At 54.8% G+C, this 20,040-nt stretch carries 12 protein-coding genes; 7 read left to right on the forward strand and 5 right to left on the reverse strand.

Going from position 1 to position 20,040, the window contains the following annotated elements; translation table 11 throughout:
- Positions 1 to 26 precede the first annotated feature (26 nt).
- Positions 27 to 2,426, forward strand: coding sequence for a protein kinase domain-containing protein (locus AC5DDB_RS06920; protein WP_491738964.1), 2,400 nt, complete (start codon positions 27 to 29; stop codon positions 2,424 to 2,426).
- 148 nt (positions 2,427 to 2,574) lie between these two features.
- Positions 2,575 to 3,033, forward strand: a complete 459-nt coding sequence (locus AC5DDB_RS06925) for an SRPBCC family protein (protein WP_491738965.1) — start codon at positions 2,575 to 2,577, stop codon at positions 3,031 to 3,033.
- An 18-nt stretch (positions 3,034 to 3,051) separates the two neighbouring features.
- Here the strand turns inward: AC5DDB_RS06925 and AC5DDB_RS06930 are convergent, their stop codons facing one another.
- Positions 3,052 to 3,690 (reverse strand): YdeI/OmpD-associated family protein, encoded by a 639-nt coding sequence (locus tag AC5DDB_RS06930; RefSeq protein ID WP_491738966.1) that lies wholly within the window; start codon positions 3,688 to 3,690, stop codon positions 3,052 to 3,054.
- 162 nt (positions 3,691 to 3,852) lie between these two features.
- On the opposite strand from AC5DDB_RS06930, the gene AC5DDB_RS06935 reads away from it, so the two are divergent.
- Entirely contained in the window at positions 3,853 to 7,293 is a 3,441-nt protein-coding gene (locus AC5DDB_RS06935; protein WP_491738967.1) for a pyruvate carboxylase, read from the forward strand.
- A gap of 146 nt (positions 7,294 to 7,439) precedes the next feature.
- Here AC5DDB_RS06935 and AC5DDB_RS06940 read toward each other — a convergent pair whose 3' ends face one another.
- Positions 7,440 to 8,498 carry a DUF1559 domain-containing protein gene (locus AC5DDB_RS06940; RefSeq protein WP_491738968.1) on the reverse strand — a complete coding sequence of 353 codons (1,059 nt, stop codon included), beginning with the start codon at positions 8,496 to 8,498 and terminating at the stop codon, positions 7,440 to 7,442.
- Between the two features lie 327 nt (positions 8,499 to 8,825).
- On the opposite strand from AC5DDB_RS06940, the gene AC5DDB_RS06945 reads away from it, so the two are divergent.
- The 4 genes from AC5DDB_RS06945 to AC5DDB_RS06960 all read left to right on the forward strand — a co-directional run bounded on the left by AC5DDB_RS06945 (position 8,826) and on the right by AC5DDB_RS06960 (position 12,880).
- Positions 8,826 to 9,302, forward strand: coding sequence for a hypothetical protein (locus tag AC5DDB_RS06945; protein WP_491738969.1), 477 nt, complete (start codon positions 8,826 to 8,828; stop codon positions 9,300 to 9,302).
- 188 nt (positions 9,303 to 9,490) lie between these two features.
- On the forward strand, positions 9,491 to 10,396 hold the full coding sequence (locus AC5DDB_RS06950) for a nitrilase-related carbon-nitrogen hydrolase (RefSeq protein ID WP_491738970.1): 906 nt from the start codon (positions 9,491 to 9,493) through the stop codon (positions 10,394 to 10,396).
- 79 nt (positions 10,397 to 10,475) lie between these two features.
- Entirely contained in the window at positions 10,476 to 11,975 is a 1,500-nt protein-coding gene (gene asnB, locus AC5DDB_RS06955) for an asparagine synthase (glutamine-hydrolyzing) (protein ID WP_491738971.1), read from the forward strand.
- Between the two features lie 473 nt (positions 11,976 to 12,448).
- Complete coding sequence (locus AC5DDB_RS06960) at positions 12,449 to 12,880, forward strand: hypothetical protein (RefSeq protein ID WP_491738972.1); 432 nt, start codon at positions 12,449 to 12,451, stop codon at positions 12,878 to 12,880.
- A 23-nt stretch (positions 12,881 to 12,903) separates the two neighbouring features.
- On the opposite strand, the gene smc is transcribed toward AC5DDB_RS06960, so the two are convergent.
- From smc to AC5DDB_RS06975, 3 genes are all read right to left on the reverse strand, one after another.
- The gene (gene smc, locus AC5DDB_RS06965) at positions 12,904 to 16,713 is read right to left on the reverse strand and encodes a chromosome segregation protein SMC (RefSeq protein ID WP_491738973.1); all 3,810 of its coding nucleotides are present in this window, start codon (positions 16,711 to 16,713) and stop codon (positions 12,904 to 12,906) included.
- 102 nt (positions 16,714 to 16,815) lie between these two features.
- Complete coding sequence (locus AC5DDB_RS06970; RefSeq protein ID WP_491738974.1) at positions 16,816 to 18,804, reverse strand: flagellar basal body P-ring protein FlgI; 1,989 nt, start codon at positions 18,802 to 18,804, stop codon at positions 16,816 to 16,818.
- 172 nt (positions 18,805 to 18,976) lie between these two features.
- Positions 18,977 to 19,822, reverse strand: coding sequence for a class I SAM-dependent methyltransferase (locus tag AC5DDB_RS06975; protein ID WP_491738975.1), 846 nt, complete (start codon positions 19,820 to 19,822; stop codon positions 18,977 to 18,979).
- Between the last annotated feature and the right edge of the window lie 218 nt (positions 19,823 to 20,040).

Consider the following 20,040-nt stretch of genomic DNA (forward strand, 5'->3'; position numbering starts at 1 on the left):
TGAAGTCATTCACGGACCAAGAGGGTATGCCGCATCGTATTCCAGAACAATTCGGCCGCTATCAGATCAACCGCTCACTCGGGTCGGGCGGCATGGGCGAGGTTTTTCTAGCCCACGACACAATGATGGATTCATTGGTCGCCCTCAAAATTCCGTTTCTTGACAAAGGTCAAACCGCGCGGGCCACCGAAAGGTTCTATCGCGAAGCACGGGTGATGTTCGGGTTAAGACACCCAAATCTCTGCCCTGTATATGACGTCGGTGAGTTTGACGGATACCACTACCTTGTGATGGCCTACATCGAAGGTGTTCCGCTTTCCAAGTGGTTAGGTCAACAAGGGCAGATTACTGTCCAAGACGCGGTGAAGCTGGTGAGTACCATCGCGAGTGCAGTTGACGTCGCCCATCGGAATCATATTGTCCATCGGGATCTCAAACCCGAGAATATTATGATCGAAGACGGCGGTGTGCCGGTGGTGATGGATTTCGGTCTCGCGTTGGAGACGGATGCAGCTCAATCCCGGTTGACGCAGACCGGTGTCGTTTTGGGTACGCCGGCTTACATGTCAATCGAACAAGTAATGGGGCAGACTGAGCAAATCGGACTACGCACCGACGTGTATAGTCTCGGCGTCATCCTCTATGAATTGCTCTGCGGTCGCTTGCCATTTGAAGGCGGCACAACGGTCGTGCTTGGGAAAATCATTGGCTCCGAAGCGCCGCCGTTATCGGAATGGAACTCGTCGATCGATCCGCAACTCGAATCCATTTGTATGCAAGCGATGGCGAAACAGCCAGACGATCGTTTCGCCAGTATGAGTGAGTTCGCCGCAGCCTTGGATGAGTATCTCGCTCAAACTTCAGCCACGCCAAGCGGCAAGGTCGGCGGAACCTCGCTGTTCGCAACCATTCAAACGCAGCCAAATCTCATACTACAACCGACATCTCGATCGCAGCCGAAGAAATCGCTGTGGGACGAGGAACCGCAGACAACTCCCGAGACAAAAGCAGCCACCGTCGAGACCACGACATCGCTTGATCAGACCACGATCCAACCGCAGCCTGTTGTGACTAAAGATGGGGTGGTGCGGAAATTTTTCGCGAAGTGGCGAAAGCCGATAGTCGCAACAATGTCGGTGGTCGCGTTGACGACAGCCATTTTCCTGGTCGCAATCAGCAAACCAGATCCCGCTTCCTCGAACCTAACAACCAAGAGCAGTCAGCCGACAACGTCCTTGACCGAAGCAGAGAAAAGTGATCCGCCGACCGTTCTAGTGAGCGACACAATCTCGCAAGCGTTTGACGGCATCAAGACATTAGCGACTCGAAATCAGACGTCTGAGCCATCCAACGTACCGACCGAGAATTCGTCACCACCGCCTGAGCTCATCGAGACTTCCAATGATACTCCGAAGCCAACGCCGCAAGTCGTAGTGAAACAGGATTCGACCACCAAGCCTCCGCAGTCGGCTGATTCGGTCGTTGCCTCAGTTTCCACCAACAAAGCTCCATCAGCGAATCCACTGCCAATTCCGAATGCAAAACCGAGGCCCGCGTTGATGCGTAGCCCGTTCAATGCTTCTCAAGCCGAAGCCGGTCAGAAAGTTTGGGCAGCATACCTGGAAATGCCGACGATGAAATTGAACTCCGCTACGATGGTCATGGTGCTGATCCCGCCGGGTTCCTTCAAAATGGGTAGTCCACGGTCGGAGAGCGATCGCGAAGACGACGAGCACCAGGTGCAAGTCACACTGACACGCCCATTTTATCTTGGTCAGTATGAGGTGACTCAACGTCAGTGGTTCGCAGTCGTCGGAACCAAGCCCTGGAGTGGCAAGCCAACGGTTCATGAAGGCGATTATCAAGCAGCTAGTTACATCAGTTGGAATGATGCCAGGTCGTTCTGTAAGAAACTCACCGACAAAGAACATCGGTCGGGGCAATTGCCGAAGGAATGGGCCTATGCATTACCGACTGAAGCACAATGGGAATATGCCTGTCGTGCGGGAACGACGACAACCTATTGCTTTGGGGACGACGAAGCCGGCCTCAAGTTCGTTGCCAACTACCGTGACCTCCGAAATCATGGCAGCGGAAGTTCGAAGAATTCCTACCAAGTGGGTTCGAAGACGAAGAACGCTTGGGGGCTAGCCGACATGCATGGGAATCTGCGGGAATGGTGTGAAGATCGTTATTCGAGACGACTCCCGGGTGGCCCAGATCCACTCGTGACGCAGGGCAATTACTCGCGAATCAGCCGAGGCGGAAGTTGGACCGAACCGGCTCGATTTGCTCGATCGGCAAGCCGCGGGCCGCTGGAGTTCGACCGCATCCGATACGGTCGCAAGCAGTATCTCAATGCCATCCCCAATTTCGATGCTGGCAAAAATGGCTTTCGCGTCGCCCTCGTGCAAACGACGCCGTAGAAATCGACGGAGGCCAAACCGTTCGATCTTGCAAATGTAACGGAAGTCAAAAACTCGAATTATCCTGTCGATTTGCTACTGTTCCAATCGACTATGAGATGTCCGCTGAGAAGTTCTCAGTTTCTGTTATTCGATTGGAGTCCAAAAAATGTCCGATTCAGCCAATACGGTGAAACTACATCGCGTGCTGCGTGCTCCTGCGGAGCGGGTTTATAAGGCGTTTATTTGTCCTGATGCGCTCTGTCGCTGGATTCCGCCGTATGGGTTCCTGGGAAAGATTGATGAAATCGATGTGAAAGTCGGTGGCGGCTATCGGATGTCGTTCACGAACTTCGGCACCGGCAGCAGTCACTCGTTTGCGTGCAAGTTCGTTGAACTCACACCGAACGAACGCATTCGCTATACCGACCGGTTTGACGACCCGAATCTGCCAGGCGAAATGGCAGTCTCGATTGAGTTTCGAGCCGTTAGTTGTGGCACGGAGTTGTCGATCGTGCAGTCGGGAATCCCGGAAGTGATTCCGGTAGAGATGTGCTATCTGGGTTGGCAAGAGTCGTTGTTGCAACTTGCGAACCTCGTGGAACCGGAAATTCCGGATGGAGCATAACCGAGACGCTTGCAGAATTCAGTGAAGCCTCGAATGTGATCCGTCGCACCCGGGTAGTTTTCTGGAAAGCCCGCAAACGCAGTCGTTCAGCCCTTTACCGTCTAAGATCCGTTCGGCGTAGCGTTCGATTCTCGTCGAGCGGGTCTTTGATTGTTTGCCCCCGGAAAAGTGCAGCAGATACCCGCGCTGGCGACCGGGTGTGAGTGCATAGAATGCCGACTTCAGTTTGGGATTCTGTGCGAATGCGGCGTGAAGTTCTTCAGGCAAATCGAGTTGGGGGTGTTCGTCGAAACGAGGTTTCAGACCCGCTTTCTCGACTTCGATTGCAGCCATGATGTAAGACCGCAAGATCTCTTTCCGCTCTTGGATCTCTGCGAGAGTTGTAAACCGAATCACACGGGCAGACCGCGTGTTTTCGCCCGGTTTTTCGAGCAAGTCATGTGGATCGGCTAGCAACGCGCCGTTGAAGAAACCCAGCGTGCAGCAATCTTTGAAGTCTCCCAAGATCGCGATGTTCTTTTTTCCGAAGGAATAGCACGGCGCACGCCATTTCCAGTGCTCGACCAATTGGCAATCAAGCAAAATCTCTCGGAGTGCCAGCAGTTCCTCTTGCCATCGATCTGTGGTGGCTAGAAATTTGTCGACGTCTGAATGCACCGGTTCCTCGATCGCTAGACTCGATGCACTCTAACGTACACAGCGAAATTCGATGATTCAAGCGGGACAATACGCTCTCGGTGGCGGGTGGCTGTTATCTCATCAGAGTCCGCTTTATCATGTCCGCATCCCACACAATTTGCCGTGAAAGAACTTGGACTGATGAGCATCAAAAAACTTCTCGTCGCGAACCGTTCGGAGATCGCGATTCGGGCGTTCCGTTCCGCCTATGAATTAGGCATTCGAACCGTTGCAATTCACGCTCATGAAGACCGCTTTTCGCTGCATCGCTTCAAGGCCGATGAAGCGTACGAAGTCGGACTAAAGGGCGAGCCGATTCGATCGTATTTGGATATCGACTCGATCGTGCAACTTGCCGAACGCGTTGGCGTGGATGCCATTTACCCGGGCTACGGGTTTCTCTCGGAGAATGCCGACTTCGCTCAGGCGTGTGTCGATCACGGGATTATTTTCGTCGGCCCGCCGGTGGATGTGCTCCGACGGTTGGGTGACAAAACAACCGCCCGCGAAATCGCCGAGCAAGCCGGCGTGCCGATTTTGGGCGGGAGCCAGGGTGCGATTCAAAGCGTGGACGATGGATTGGACACCGCACGCGGACTCGGTTTTCCTATCATCCTGAAAGCTGCTCATGGTGGTGGCGGACGCGGCATGCGGGTGGTCCATAAGGAAGACGAATTTGCCGGTGCCTTTGAGCAAGCTCAACGGGAATCGTTAACTGCCTTTGGCAGCCCGGATATTTTCGTCGAGAAGTTCATCTCTCAAGCTCGGCACATTGAAGTGCAATTGCTGGGTGATCAACATGGCAACGTGCTGCACTTGTACGAACGCGATTGTTCCGTTCAACGTCGGCATCAGAAAGTTGTTGAGATCGCTCCCGCTCCCTCACTCGACAGTAGCATCCGCGATGCACTTTGTGATGCTGCAGTGAAGATCGGTCAAACCGTCAACTATCAGAACGCCGGTACGGTGGAATTCCTCGTCGACGCCGAAAGCGGGCAGTTCTTCTTTATCGAAGTCAATCCGCGGATTCAGGTCGAGCACACGGTGACGGAGGAAATCACCGGGGTCGACATTGTGAAGTCACAACTTTTGGTCGCTCAGGGGAGAGCACTGAGCGAACCGGAAATCGGGCTACCGGATCAAGCGTCTGTTCCCATTCACGGTTTTGCGATTCAATGCCGAGTCACCACCGAGGACCCGACGCAAAATTTCACTCCCGATTATGGTCGGATTACGCACTATCGCTCGGGTAGCGGGACCGGTGTGCGGTTGGATGCAGGTAGCGCATTCTCCGGGGCCGTTGTCTATCCCTTCTATGATTCCCTCTTGGTCAAAGTCACCGCACGTGCACGACGATTCACCGATGCCGTCAAACGGATGGAACGGGTGCTCGCCGAGTTCCGAATCCGTGGCGTGAAAACGAACATTCCGTTCTTGCAAAAGCTGCTGCGACATTCGACCTTCGTAGCCGGCGAATGCACAACTCGGTTTATCGACCAACATCCGGAGTTATTCGACATTCCCGAACGCCGAAACCGCGCCCAGAAGATGTTGCGGTATATCGGTGATGTCATCGTCAACGGGAATCCCACGGTCGCCGGTCGACCACAGGGCAAACGACGGACGCCAGCCCCGGTACCGAAGTTCGATGGCTCGGAAGCAATCCCAAAGGGCACGCGGGACTATCTCAAAGAACTTGGCCCCGAGAAATTTTCTCAGTGGATTCTCGACCAAAAACAGTTGCTCATTACCGACACCACGTTCCGTGATGCCCATCAATCGTTGTTCGCAACGAGAATGCGAACTTACGATATGCTGCAGGTGGCAGAGGCGTACGCACACTTGGCACCGCAATTGTTCTCCCTGGAGATGTGGGGCGGAGCAACCTTCGACGTCTCGATGCGATTCCTCAACGAATCGCCGTGGGATCGCCTGGCGAGGATGCGAGAGAAATGCCCAAACATTCTGTTCCAGATGTTGTTGCGGGCATCGAATGCCGTCGGTTACACGAACTATCCCGACAACATCGTGCGGGCGTTCGTCAAGGAAACCGCCGACGCGGGGTTGGATGTCTTCCGAGTGTTCGATGCCCTCAACTGGGTGCCGAACATGCGAGTGGCGATGGAGGCGGTTCTCGAAACCGACGCGATCTGTGAAGCCTCGATCTGTTACACCGGCGACATCACCAACCCGAACCGCACCAAGTACGATTTGAAGTACTACGTGGAATTGGCGAAGACGCTGGAAAAGATGGGGGCGCATATTCTGGCCATCAAAGACATGGCGGGCCTATGTAAACCGGCGGCGGCCAAAAAGTTGGTGTCCACGTTGAAGAATGAAGTCGGAATCCCGATTCACTTCCACACCCACGACACCGCCGGCATGCAGACCGCATCGATCTTGGAAGCCAACGATGTCGGTTTAGATATTGCCGATGCTGCAATGGCTCCGCTTTCCGGTGGGACTGCGCAAGTCAACTTGAACACGCTGAGCGAGTCGATCCGCTTCACCGACCGGGCCACCGGACTGGATTCCGATGCGATCGATTCCATCGCCGATTACTGGGGTGCGGTCAAGGAATTCTACATGCCGTTCGAAAGCGAAGTCCTTCCCGGCACAGCCGACTTGTACAACCACGAGATGCCCGGCGGGCAATACACCAACCTGTATCAACAAGCGTCCGCGCTCGGGTTGGCGGATCGTTGGCGGGAAGTGTGTCATGTGTATGCCGACGTCAACACAATGTTTGGTGACATCGTGAAAGTCACACCGACATCGAAAGCCGTCGGCGACATGGCATTATTCATGGTCGGCAACGACCTGACGGTCGACGACGTGTTAAACGGCGAGAAAGAGTATTCCTTCCCGGCTTCGGTGATCGATTTGCTCAGTGGAGCAATGGGCCAACCGCCCGGTGGGTTCCCCGAGAAAGTTCGCCAACGGATCGTCAAAGATCACCCGTGTTTCGACGGTCGGCCTGGTGAGACACTTCCACCGGCAGACTTCGAAGCCGAAGCGGAAACGTTAGAGAAACTGCTGGACCGCAAACCGACTTCGCAGGAAGTCTTGTCGTCTCTGTTGTATCCCCGCGTGTTCGCCGACTTTGCGAAACATCAACTGGAATTCGGCGACACCAGCACTTTGCCCACGCCAGTGTACTTCTTCGGCATGGAAGCCAGTGAGGAAATCGCAGCGGACATCGAAGAGGGCAAGACTTTGATCATCCGTTACCTGACGACCGGAATTCCGCACTCGGACGGAATGCGAAGTGTGTTCTTCGAACTCAACGGGCAACCGCGTGATGTGCTGGTGCTCGATAAATCGGAAGAACCGGAAACCCCCGCTAGTGCCCAAGCCGACCCGAACAACCCGAATCATGTCGGATCACAAATGCCAGGGATGGTCGTTGCGGTCGCGGTCGAAGCAGGAGCTCAGGTCTCGAAGGGGCAAAAACTTCTCACGATGGAAGCGATGAAAATGCAAACCACTGTGACTGCCGAACGTGACGGCAAAGTTGCCGATGTCCTCGTGAAAGCCGGCAGCCAAGTGAAAGCCGGAGACCTGCTGCTCACTTGGGAATAGATAGGCAAAAAAATTGCTCGTGTCGCCAATCGGGCGACACGAGCAATCGTCAAATTCGATGATTAGCTTGATATTCTGTGTTCAAGGACTGTCACAAACGCACCGTTCGGCGAATCGACAATGAACACAGACGACCGTTAAGCGACCTAGAAGTCACTGATCACTTCGCCGGAAGCTTTACTTCCCAATGCTCCCCAAACACCATAAGGGCTGAGGCCACCGAAGCTCGGTGAGGTCTGAGTCACACCCAAGTTTCCGGTGTCGACGTTTTCGCTCACGAATCGCACCGATGCATCGGCCATCAGCACATTGACACCACCTGGGTGCAAGCTGCTGGCAGGTAGCAACACATTGATGGAGTCGGCGTTGACGTTGGCGTCGTCGGTACAGCTTGGCGAGTTCGGCGGAAGAATCGTGTTGAATCCGCAGCGTTCTGGTTGACCGTCCCACAGAGACGTTCCAAAGCGACCTTTAACCGCACTCGGCGTCACAAAGGTGTTGCCGGAAACCGAAGAGAGACAGCTCACTGGCGGATTGACGACGGCACCGGTCGCGGTTCCTTGGTTGATTCGAGCACCGGTATTTCCGCCGATGCCGAAACTAGCTTTTACCCGTTCACTCATCAGCAGCGTGTTGCTGGTACCGTCGGTGATATCAGCCATTTTGGTCGATGTTCGGTAAGCGAACACGCCACGCAAGTTTTGCGTATCCCGAATGTTCATGTGGCTATCGCCCAAGCTAAAGGCGTAGTTCGTTTGTCGCACGCCGCTTGGGTAGGCATCCGATGGACAGATCAAACCATCGATGGAATGATCCCAACCTGGCCAACCCGCCCAACCAGCCGGTCCACCAGGACTGACACCAACGCTTGCGTCGCCGGCTTGGATAACGTCATAGAGGTTGTCTTGTTCGATGAACGGCAGCAGTCCGAAGAAACCACTCAACCGGTTGCAGTTGCCGTTGTGATAGGTCCCGGATTGGGTGCACGCGGCGGTTCCATATTTCCGTGGAACGAACCCGCCGTGAACATCGTGATAGTTGTGATGCGCAATACCAAGTTGTTTGAGATTGTTCTTACATTGGGTTCGACGTGCCGCTTCACGAGCTTGTTGAACGGCGGGCAATAGCAGGGCAATCAGAATCGCAATGATCGCGATGACCACCAACAATTCGATGAGGGTGAACCCTCGACGGGAAACGCGCATCTCAACTCTCCATAACCAAAAAGGTTGAAAAAACCGGGGAGTTCACCCCGCAGAAACGTGCAAAGCAAAAGTGTGGGTGTGGTGTCTGCACGCTCGATCGCTATACGGACCGAGAGTTCGCTTAGGTAGGAAAACTCAACAAGGAAAGCTCTACGACAATCGAGCCTTGTTTAGGGGTGGGGAATGTCGTGGGTAGGATTCTTGGGAGTTTGTTCATCCCTGTGACTAGGCAGAACAATCTCAAATTACCTATAACGATAAGTGTGAGTTCTCATCGTATTCGCGATATTTTACGTAAGTATTCACACAAATTTCAAGAGGATAATTATGCGAATTTTTTATGCTTCCGTGACGGTGGGCGTATTAGGGCTACTTTTAGGATGCGGGGGATCGGAGGCGAATCCCAATCGCCCGGAAACGGTGCCGGTTACGGTCACTGTCACGCAAGGTGGTACCGCGGTCGCCGGGGCAACGGTGAATTTTATCCCAGCTAGCAACGCAGGGGGACACGCAGGTTCAGCAATCACCGATGACAACGGCCAAGCCGAGGTGCGGACGTTCGAAACAGGCGATGGTCTGGTTCCAGGCGAGTACAGCGTGACAGTCGTCAAGGTGGCTGCTCCGCCGCAGACCGGATCAGGAAGCGAAGACGAAGGCAGCTACCAACCGCCAGCCGCCGGAGAACCCGCCCCTGTCGCCAAAAGTTCGCTTCCCGAGAAGTACTCCCAACCAACCAGTTCGCCGCTCAAAGCCTCGATTCCTAGCACCGGCGAAGCCCAGGAACTGACTTTTGAACTGGAGTAGCGTGAGTTTGAGAGCGGCATGCATCACAACATGCATGGCATGATCGAACATGCATGGCATGAGCGAAGCGGTTCGGTGCTTCGGACTATGCGAGCACCGAAGCTTCGATTCACGAACCGTGGAAACGTGCGTCGATGAAGTCTTTCAACGTATTGACGTCGTTGTAAGATTTTCGAGGATGACGCCCCGTGACCGAAGAATCGCTAAAATCCGACTCGGCCAAGACGACTGTTCTGCGAGTGGCTGTCGCGCAGATTGATTCCGTGCCTTACGAAGTCAACATTAACGTCGACAAACACTTCAAGTACATCGAGCAAGCCCGAGCGGCCGACGTCGATCTGCTCGTGTTCCCGGAACTTTCCATTACCGGTTACCCGGTCGGCTTCCGGGCGTTGGAAGTGGCCATCGAAAAAGATGACCAACTTCTGACGGAAATGGCGAACGAATCCGGGCCGATGCGGACGGTCGTGGGATTTGTCGAGGATGGGTACGCGGCTCAGATCCACAATACCTGTGCGGTGCTCCACGAAGGCAACGTCCAGTTCATTCATCGCAAACTGAACCTCGCTTCCTATGGGAATCTGGAAGAAAAGAAGCACTACGCCAGCGGACGCTATATCGACGTTTTCAAGTTGCAGCGACCTTGGATAGGTTCGATTCTCGTCTGTGCCGACCTCTGGAACCCGGCGCTCGTGCAGATTTCGGCCCTTTATGGCACCACGCTATTGATCGCCCCCGTTGCCTCTTCTGAGCGGGCATTGGCGGGCGATTTTTCGAATCCCGCCGGTTGGGAAACGGTCATCAAGTTTTACTCGATGATTTACGGCTTCCCCGTCATCATGGCGAATTTCTCTGGCGGCATTAGTTTGGACGACCGTTTCTGGGGCGGTAGTCGTGTGGTCGATCCTTATGGAAACACATTAATTCAAGCCGGTGACGGCGAAGAACTGATCGTTGCGGAAATCGACTACAATGGCGTTCGCGATGCCCGATTCCGACTCCCCACCGTTCGCGACTCGAACCTAGATTTGATTCAGCGAGAAATCGGTCGTCTCACGAAAAACCTCGGCGTTCCGTTTGACGTGCGTACTTGACGCTGCCTGGTCTCGGGTCTAGGGTTGCCTTCGGAAGACGCTCGTATTGCCCAAGGATCTCCCGAAGGACGCGATTTCTATGTGCGGATTCGTTTGTTTGTGGAACATCGACAACGAACCCCTCGCTCGGCAAATGATCGAACGGATTGCCCATCGCGGTCCCGACGAAGTCCGAATCTACCGATCGGAAAATGTGCCTGCGGTCATGGCGCATTGTCGTCTCTCGATCATCGGTCCTCAAAACGGTCGTCAACCGATCTACAGTGCAGACGATATCCTCGTTGCGAACGGCGAGATCTACAATCACTCGGATTTACGCGCGATCCTGGGTGAAAGTGCCTTCGAAACGCAAAGCGACAGTGAAACGATTCTGCATCTGTTCCGTTCCGATCGGCTACGCTGGATCGCTCAACTCGATGGCATGTTTGCCTTCGTGCTTGCAACTCGTGATCGCGTGATTGCCGCTCGGGATCCACTCGGCATTAAACCGTTGTACGTCGCGGAGTTTGACGGCGGATTGGCCTTTGCCTCGGAACTGAAGGCTTTCGACGGCTTGGGACTTAAGTCGATTCAAGCGATCGAACCCGGAGGAATGTTCGATAGTATTGACGGCTACCGAAAGTGGGCTCGGATTCCTCATGGTGCAGCGGACGTGGAACCCGGCTTGGATATCGAACCGATCTCTCGCGAACTCCGACTTGTTCTTGAAGAAGCCGTCCGCAAATGGATGGTGGCCGATGTCGAAGTTGGCTCTTTCCTTTCCGGCGGTCTGGATTCCTCGATCATTGCGGCATTGGCAGCGAAAGCGATTGATCGGCCTTTGAAAACGTTCTCGGTCGGTGTGGAGGGCAGCCCCGATTTACTGGCTGCGAAACAAGTCGCGGACCATATCGGCTCCGAGCACTACGAGCTGACATTCACGCCACAAGACCTAGCCGACGCCTTGCCGCACGTCATTTATCATCTCGAAAGCGCAGACGTAGACCTTGTTCGCAGCGCGATGCCCACGCACTTCGCCACCACGCTGGCCCGCCAACACGTCAAAGCCATTCTGACTGGCGAAGGCGCCGACGAATTGTTCGCCGGGTATGCGTATCATCACGAGTATGCCACCGCTCCTCGCGAACTCGCCGAGGAACTCACGCGGTCTTTGCAGTCGATGCACAACATCAACCTGCAACGGGTCGATCGCATCACGATGGCCCAAGGACTCGAAGCCCGCACGCCGTTTCTCGATCGCGATTTGATCGACTTCGCTCAGTCCATTCCGGCATCTCTGAAGATGCGAGTCACTGACGAAGCCACTGGCGGAACCGTCGAAAAGTGGATTCTTCGCAAAGCCTGTGAAGACTTGCTGCCACACGATTTGGTCTGGCGGGAGAAAGCTCAGTTCGACGAAGGCACGGGAACTGTTGGCGTCTTGGATGAAGCTTTGGGTTTGATTGCCGACTCTCAACCACCGATCAGTCGCGAAACGGAAGCGGAGATCTATCTTCAAGTTCTCCGTGAGCAATTCCAAGAACCCGACTTCATTCTCGAAAACGCTGGCACATGGACGGACAACCGCGTCGCACATTGATTTGGCCAGAACCAATGACAAGTAACGAGTCGTGTCCCTCGAAAAAAATCACCGCAGCCCCACCTCGGCAGATTGTCGATTCGTTCGCCATAGCCTTTCGTTGTCTCACGGTCATCGCATCATTTCTTGCGACGAAAATTGCTTACGCGATTTTAAGTTTGATGGGCGCGAACCCACCGCCAGATCATTTTATTGTTCAGATGTCCACATTCTTCGGCGATCAACTCATTTTCCGTCTGACGATCCTCTGTTGGTGCTTCTGCGTTGTCGTTAGCCAATTGTTGCGAGGGCCAATCAGATACTCGCCATGGGACATCCTGCTGTTGGTGACACCAGTGACTTTATGGCTGGCGATCGGAATAGCTGTCATCTCTGCACAGTTTGGCTAGAGCAGTTCACTTTTGACATTCTGTGAATTGCGGACACCGAGTCGCTACCGGTACACTTGTCCCGGTCACCCCCGGAGAAGCGCGATGCCGATTACTGCTGTCTGCGAGTATTGTTTCAAGGAATATCAGGTCAAGTCTGCGTTCGCCGGTCGAACCGGCAAACTCGGTCATGATGGTGTGACCTACTTCATCGGCTCGCGACGTCGGAAGCTTCTTTCCAAAGAGCTGGTCGACGTAGAACTCGATTCGTGTACGGCCGCCTATTTAGAATCACGACCAAGACTCCAAGAATTTGGACGCTGGCCGATCTCGATTGGCAACCATCCCGGTATTGAATTGCGGCTTGTCGGTCCCGGTCATGAAGACCGCGTGCGGTTTTTCATTTTTGAGGACGACATCCTGATGCAATCCGTGTCGGCTGAAAACACGCGATTACCGAAGGAGAACATGCGTCGCTTCTTCGACTCGCTCACAGTTGACGGCCAACCCGTGGAACAAGGAAAAGAAAACCCATAGTTTTCACGGGCGTCGCCATGCCGTTATGCCGCTGCGGCGAGATCATCGCCTTCGTCGGTGGCGAATTCGCCGTCGTCGCTGACGTCTTCGAAGCGGACCGACATCCGTTTCGAGACCCCGGACTGTTCCATCGTCACGCCGTAGATCACGTCGGAAATCGTCATCGTCGGTTTCTTGTGAGTGATGATGATAAACTGTGTTTCGCCTTTGAACTCTTCGACGAGCGCGCCCAATCGACCAACGTTCGCTTCGTCGAGCGGGGCGTCGACTTCGTCCAGCAGACAGTACGGGCTCGGTCGCGTTTTGAACAATGCGAGCAACAACGCGAACGCAGTCAGTGCTTTCTCGCCGCCGCTCATCAGCGAAATGCTCTTGAGGTCTTTCCCCGGCGGACGAGCAATGAGTTCGATCCCGCACTCAAGCACATCGCTCGGGTCTTCTAGCACAATGTCACCATCCCCGCCGCCGAACGCTTTGCGGAATAGGTGTTGAAAGTGCCCACGGACCATGTCGAACGTTTCCACGAACAACCGTTTGCTTTCGATGTTGATCTTCCGCACGATGTCTTCGAGAGCCGCCTTCGCTTCGGTCAGGTCGGCCAATTGCGTGCTCATATGAGCGAAACGGGATTCCATTTCTTCGAGGTCACCAAGACTCTCGGTATCCACGCTGCCCATACTTTTGAGCCGACGACGGAGCTTGTCGACCTGCTGTTCGAAATCGTCCCGAAGTTCCTCGAACTCCGGGATTGGTTCGGCGAGTGGAAGTTCTTCTTCCTCGAGCTCAGCATCTTCGACGGATTCGACATTGGCCGATTCGGTGTCAGCCGGATGTGCAATCGATTGTTCCGCTTGTCGCCAGTTGGGATGGTTTTCGTCGAGGTAGTCGCGATACGCCGACGCATCGGACGCCACGATGTCGGAGAGTTCCAATTGATACTCTTCGCGGATTCGCTCGGCCATTGATTCGAGACGCTGACGAATGTCGCGAGCCGACATCTCTTGGAGATGTTGCTGGTCGTTCAAGTCCCGTCGTTCGCCACGAAGTTGAGTTTCCTCTTTCAACAACACAGCTCGACGCCCACGCAGTTCGGCTTTCTCCGTCATGCATCGACGCACGCGCACGCCGACCGTCTCTTGTTCCAATGCCAACTCCGCGAGCATGGCGGAAGTGTTTAGAACATGCAGACGAATGTCCTGTCGTTTTTCGATAGCGGCCGAGTAACGCCGTTCGACTTCATCTCGTTGTTGCAATCGCGTGGTGCGGTCTTCTTCCAACCGTTTGTAGGCTTGTCGCATGCCGGCGAGGCGTTCTTCGTGCTTGACGGAATTCAGCCGTTCTTCTGTTTTCGTTTTTTCCAAAGTCTGCAAACGGTGTTCAGAACGAGCCAGGTCGAACTCCAATTGGCTGATATCGTTTTGCAGCCCTTCGAGTTGTTCTTCCGCGGCGGAATGTGTCGCTTCGGCCTCTTGCAATGCCGCCGTGACTCGTTCTTCGTCTTGCGTGATTTTAGCGATTTCCTCGTCGAGGGCATTCAAGTCGCGAAGTAACCGAGCGAGTTCTTGCGATTCCGCATGAAATACCGCTTTGCACTGGTTATGTTCATCGGCAGCTTCCTGCAGCGTATGGTCGATGGTGTCGAGTTCATGGTCATAGCTGGTCAGCGTATGAGCCATCCCTGCCAACTCGGCTTCGCGTTGTTCGATCAACGTGTCGACTTCTTGGAGATCGTACTTCAGCCGCTGTAATTCACTTTTTCGAGGTATGAGGGCCGTTTCGATCTGCAATGTTCCGACGACCAGATTGCCGTCGGCATCCAGTAATTCACCTTGCAACGTCACGAACCGGCAGCCACGTCCGACGCCGTTCGCCAGATGTCGTGCGACTTGAATCGTTTCGACGACCCATGTGTCTTGCAACAACCGCGCGGGCAAATCAGCGATACGCGGAGACTCTTTGACAAGGGAATCCGCCCGGCTACAAACACCAGGTTCCGCGGATAAATCTCGCGTGGCCGCAGCGACCGGCTGGTCGGTGGCATCGTCGGTCAGTTCCACTAAGGAAGACATTCCCGATGCAGACAAGTCTACGAAACCAACGCGACCGGTGATGTCACAAATTCCGCTCGTCAGGTATTCCACGAGGGAATCCAAGTTGTTCACGACCAGATATTGCGAACGCGGCCCGAGGGCGGCTTCGAGAATGGCGGCATTTTCTAGGTCGACTTCGAGCAGCTCCGCAACGCTGCCGTGAATCGTGTTCCACGGTGGTTGATCGAGCGTCGCTGCCCGGCGGAGCAGTTCCTTCACCCCCACGCCAAGACCATTCTGCCGGCGTTCGAGGTCGTCGAGCACACTCTTTCGGGCCTGCCAACCGCTGCGTTGCTCGCGGAGGTCGGACAGACTCTGCTGATAGTTATGTCGATCTTCGAGAAGTCGGCGACGTTCCGCGTGAAGTTCATGCACGCGATCACCCAGCCGCACGACCCGTTCGCCGGAGGTCTCCAATTCGTCGCGGTGTCCTCGGCATTCCTCTTCGCACGCCTGAACCGCTTCCGCAACGCGTGCCCGTCGTGCCAACACACCGACTTTCGAGTCGCCCATCGCCTTGAGTTGCTGACGAAACCCGTCCGCCCGACTCGCCGCCACGGACGCTTCTTTCATCTGTTCCAGCAGTTGTTCGCGATACTCTTCGACGGTGTCGCGTTCGCTTTGAATCTTGTGATTCAACTCGGCGATCTCGGCGAGACACTGTTCCAACCGTCCGGCACGTTCCGCGTGTTCTTGTTCAAATCGCTTGAGTTGCCCGCGAACATGCTCGATTTCGCCAATCACTTCTGCCGCTCGTGACGCGAGAAACGTGCGTTGATGACGCAGCCGATCGAGTTCGGTTTCTAGTTCCACCAGCCGGGATGATTGGTGACCGATGGTTGTCTCGTGACCGGCAAGCGTTTCGCGTTGGGCGGAGCTGGCTTGTTCCTCGACACGCAAGCGGTCCTCGACTTCGGCGATATCCACATCCAAAGCCGAAAGTTGCGATTCCAATTCCTGATGCCGCCCGTTGACCTCGTCCAATCGGCGTCCACACGCGGACAATTCGGTTTCGAGGTGCTCGAGTTCCTCCGACTGATAGCGATAATCGTCAGCGGCAAGCCCGAGCCATAGTTTCTTCAGTTCGGCAGAGGTGTCCCGATATTTCGCGGCGCGACCGGCTTGCGTCCGCAGGGAATTCAATCGGTTTTCGACTTCCTCGACGATATCCCGCAGTCGCAACAGGTTCTGATCGACGCGTTCCAACTTGCGGAGGGCATCGGCTTTGCGAGCTTTGAACTTACTGATTCCGGCGGCTTCTTCGAAGATGACCCGCCGATTCGCTGCGTTGGCTTGCAGAATCTGGTCGACGCGACCTTGCTCGATAATGTTGTACGCCGCCGACCCCGCACCGGTGCCCATTAGCAGGCTGCGAATGTCCTTCAATCGTGCAGTTTGGCGATTGATCAAATATTCCGCATCGCCGTTCCGCCACAATCGTCGACCAATCGCCACTTCCCGGGCATCGATCGGCAAAAAACCGGACGTGTTATCGAAAGTCAGCGTGGCTTCGGCGAAATTACTGCCTTTGCGACCACTGGAACCGTTGAAGATGACGTCGGTCATCTCCTTCCCACGGAGACTTTTCGCGCTTTGATCCCCGAGAATCCACTTGATACCGTCGACCACATTACTTTTGCCACTACCGTTCGGCCCCACCACGGCGGTAATGCCGGGGGAAAAGTCGAACCGCGTTTTCTCGGCAAAACTTTTGAAGCCGAAAAGTTCAAGTGATTTCAGCATGGTCCAAACAGTTCAGTAGACAGGATTCAGGGGCAGCAGTCAGGGGACAGGTCTGCAGCAACTTGCTGACGCCTGTCTCCTGAACCCTGATCTCTGCCCCGATCAGTCCGTGTTCAGTTGGGGTTTGCCCAACAACCGACGCGGGTCGTACCATTTTCTTTCATCTCGGAGAAGAGCGTTTTCGGGATTCTCGTCCTTCTCTTCTTCAATCGACGGTTTATCCTTCACGCTAGCTTCCACTTTTTCCTCGGAATCGAAGGAATCTTCGTCTTCGTCACGGGAACTCCGATTTCGAGACGATTCCTCCTCACCGGCTTCAAACAAGTTTGGCAGCAATCCGGTTCCACCGACGCGGGATGAGGACGTTTTCTCAGCATCGCGGTAGTAGATTCGGCCGGATTTCGGCAAAGCGTCGACTTCGAGTCGGCCAATCAAGTTGTGTTGTTGGTCAGCCTGTGTCAGAAGTTGAGCGACGTCCGGGTAAGTGGCGCCCATTTCGGTGACGGCTCGGACGACATCGACCACTCGATTGGGAACTTCACGCTTTTCATCCGTGCGACCAACCTGGAATCGACTGATTTTCACCGTTGCACTGCCTGGCGAGGCGGTTACGAGGATATGTCGTCCTGCACGCAAGGCCAACGGAGTTTCGAACGGTTGACTCGCTCCGAACACCACGACTTCAGCGATCTTGCGATTGGTCAGGTGAACCATCGGTTCGCCTTTGGTATCCAACGCATGCAACATGAATTGTCTGTCGGTCGGGCTGGGCAGGGGTTCGCCTTCGATGAACGGATCGCGTTTATCTAAGACGGAAAGTGCACGGAACGCTCCGTACCGAGTTTCGGCACTGTCACTATCGAGCAGACTTCGCAAACCAACATGAGCGGTCGCGTCATCGGTGGCAGCGAGACCGGCAAGAGCGTACACGCGGAAAGCGGGTTCATCGCGGGCGGCTTCCACCAACGCATCAATCCCGTCCGGCTCTCCGAGATAGGTAATCGCCATCGCAGCATGGAAGCGAACTTCGAGATCCGGGTTTTCCAACGCGTCTCGTAAGACCGGAATCGATTCCCGGCCGACCGCTTCCAACTCGAGCGCGGCTTTCTCGGCTGTCGGAGGATTGTTCAACTTATCGGCCAGTTTCTCGACTCGTACGTGCTTGGCAACATCCGTTTCACGAAACGCGATATGCCGAATTGCCTGGAGAAACCGGGGATAGTTCTCCTTGTATCGCGGTTGCAGATTGAGTTCGATTCGCTGATGGGTTTTGGCTTCCGCGAGTGGTTCACGAATGCCAGCGCGGTTGTAGCGATAGAAGCGATCTCCGATTTTCTCCGCGATCCGCACCGAGTTACGGAAGCTGGCGAAGTCGTTACGAAGATACATGGTCAGGTGACGGTCGGTCTTGGAAACGCCTCCGCCCAACACACGACCGCGTTTCAGCACACCGGCCAATTCCTCGCGATCACCCTCGCTCGCCGAGACGAGAATCGGTCCCGAAGCGATCGCGAACTCGCGACCGGTCATCACGCCTTCACCAGGAACGACGGCATGCTCGCTGAGGTAAGTCTCGTAGAGCAATCCGCCATTGAGGCTTTTCGTGTCGTCTTTGCCAGGGACACGAACTTCGACGTCAAACCGATCGCCCTTGGCAACCAATGGTGGCAAATACGCTCGAACAACAACTAAAGCCGTGTCGGGGGAGGCGAGGAGTTGGTTCGGGTTCTTGATGTCACGACGCCGCATTTCATCCAAAAGGGCTTCGCGATAGTGTGACGGAGGGGGATCACCGCCGTTGCCGTCCAATCCGACAACTAACCCCACGCCTTCCAATGTAATGAAATGCAACCCTTCGATGGTGGTGTAATCGCCGACCATCGGGGTTTCGACTGTTGTTTCCAGGGTGAGTTCGTCATCCGGACTTTGTGACCGGGCAAACAGGTCTCCCCCGAATGGATTCACCGTTTTCAAGGACGACGATAACTCCGGACCGCGGAGCGCATCCCCACCACAACCAGCGGCAAACAACGCGAGAGTGATCCACACGAAATTGGTTGAATATGACAACCGACAAAAACAATAGCGCATGGAACACGAGTCCTTTCGTGTCGAGACCGCTGGCCCGGATCCGCACCCTGAACCGATCGTGACAGAACGTCACTAACGGCGATTACGAATTGGGGTTCGCATCCGAAGAGATCGAACGAGTTGTACAGGAGAAAGAGAGAGGGCGGGAGGATAGGAATCCTCTCACGATCGGTCAACTCCAGTTTTTTTCCGGTGACTCAGTGTCGTTTCTGCGTCGGACGGTCATGAAGATGATGTTGTTGTTCTCTTCAGATTCCAACGAAACGTTTTGAATTTCCTCCTCGGCGATTCCCTCGGTCAGCCCAATCATTTCTTGCCGGGTCCGATAGATCAGCTTCCAATCCATAATGGCTTCCATATAGCCAATGTCATGAATGCCGGGCAAAAAGTTCGCCACGACCAATCGACCACCAGGTCGCAACATGTCAAACGCTTTGCTCACAAGCCGCCGACCGATTTTGGCGTTGAGATAGTCGAACAGACCGAGTGAGTAGATCAGGTCGAATTGACCGGCTTGGACTTTTCCAGATAGTAGACTCGTGAGCGGTTCGGCGATGGTTTCCACGCCATAGCGTCCGTATCGTGACTCGACTTCCTTCAGGCTCTGAGGGTCGGCATCGAGTGCAGCGATGCGGCCAAATCGTCGGCGACGGATCGCTGCCGACATCTCTGCTTCACGGAAGTGCCCCGCAGCGATCGAAAGCACATGCGGACGTGTTACCTCGAAAGCCGCCAGATCGAGAACATCAGCGATGTAACCACGTCGAGCCCGCACACCCGCCGATGCCGGTGCAAGAGTCGTGTATTCGAAAATCTGCCGCCCCAAATCAGTGCACTCGGGCAAGGGCCAGTAGTCTTCTTTGCCATAGATGTAATCGAGCATCACAGCGTCACCGGCGTACCGCCGTGGTTTGTAAAACGCTCGGTGTGTGAATGGGTCCTCATGAAGAACAGTTAGTACCGGATGTGATCGGCACAACTGCACACAGTGCTGCCATTGCTCTTCATCCAGCTCCATTTTGAGGGTCTGCAAACTCGTGAAAAGAAGCTCTAAACAGTCACGAACTCGATTTTCGTCTACGAGCCACCGAAGCGCGGTGTCTAATTGTGTCGATAGTTCTACCAATTGAGGGCGTGCCTGCTGAACAAGGCGTTGGTTGAGAGAAGATGGTGAATTTTTGCACATGTCAGAAAAAGGGACGCTCATCGTCAGTCCTTGTGAATAGTGGCCCGACA

Source organism: Thalassoroseus sp., assembly GCF_984380535.1.

Coding starts and splice junctions, on each gene's coding strand:
- AC5DDB_RS06920 (WP_491738964.1), top strand. CDS start 27: ATGCCGCATCGTATTCCAGAACAATTCGGCCGCTATCAGATCAACCGC.
- AC5DDB_RS06925 (WP_491738965.1), top strand. CDS start 2,575: ATGTCCGATTCAGCCAATACGGTGAAACTACATCGCGTGCTGCGTGCT.
- AC5DDB_RS06935 (WP_491738967.1), top strand. CDS start 3,853: ATGAGCATCAAAAAACTTCTCGTCGCGAACCGTTCGGAGATCGCGATT.
- AC5DDB_RS06940 (WP_491738968.1), bottom strand. CDS start 8,498: ATGCGCGTTTCCCGTCGAGGGTTCACCCTCATCGAATTGTTGGTGGTC.
- AC5DDB_RS06945 (WP_491738969.1), top strand. CDS start 8,826: ATGCGAATTTTTTATGCTTCCGTGACGGTGGGCGTATTAGGGCTACTT.
- asnB (WP_491738971.1), top strand. CDS start 10,476: ATGTGCGGATTCGTTTGTTTGTGGAACATCGACAACGAACCCCTCGCT.
- AC5DDB_RS06960 (WP_491738972.1), top strand. CDS start 12,449: ATGCCGATTACTGCTGTCTGCGAGTATTGTTTCAAGGAATATCAGGTC.
- smc (WP_491738973.1), bottom strand. CDS start 16,713: ATGCTGAAATCACTTGAACTTTTCGGCTTCAAAAGTTTTGCCGAGAAA.
- AC5DDB_RS06970 (WP_491738974.1), bottom strand. CDS start 18,804: ATGCGCTATTGTTTTTGTCGGTTGTCATATTCAACCAATTTCGTGTGG.
- AC5DDB_RS06975 (WP_491738975.1), bottom strand. CDS start 19,822: ATGGAGCTGGATGAAGAGCAATGGCAGCACTGTGTGCAGTTGTGCCGA.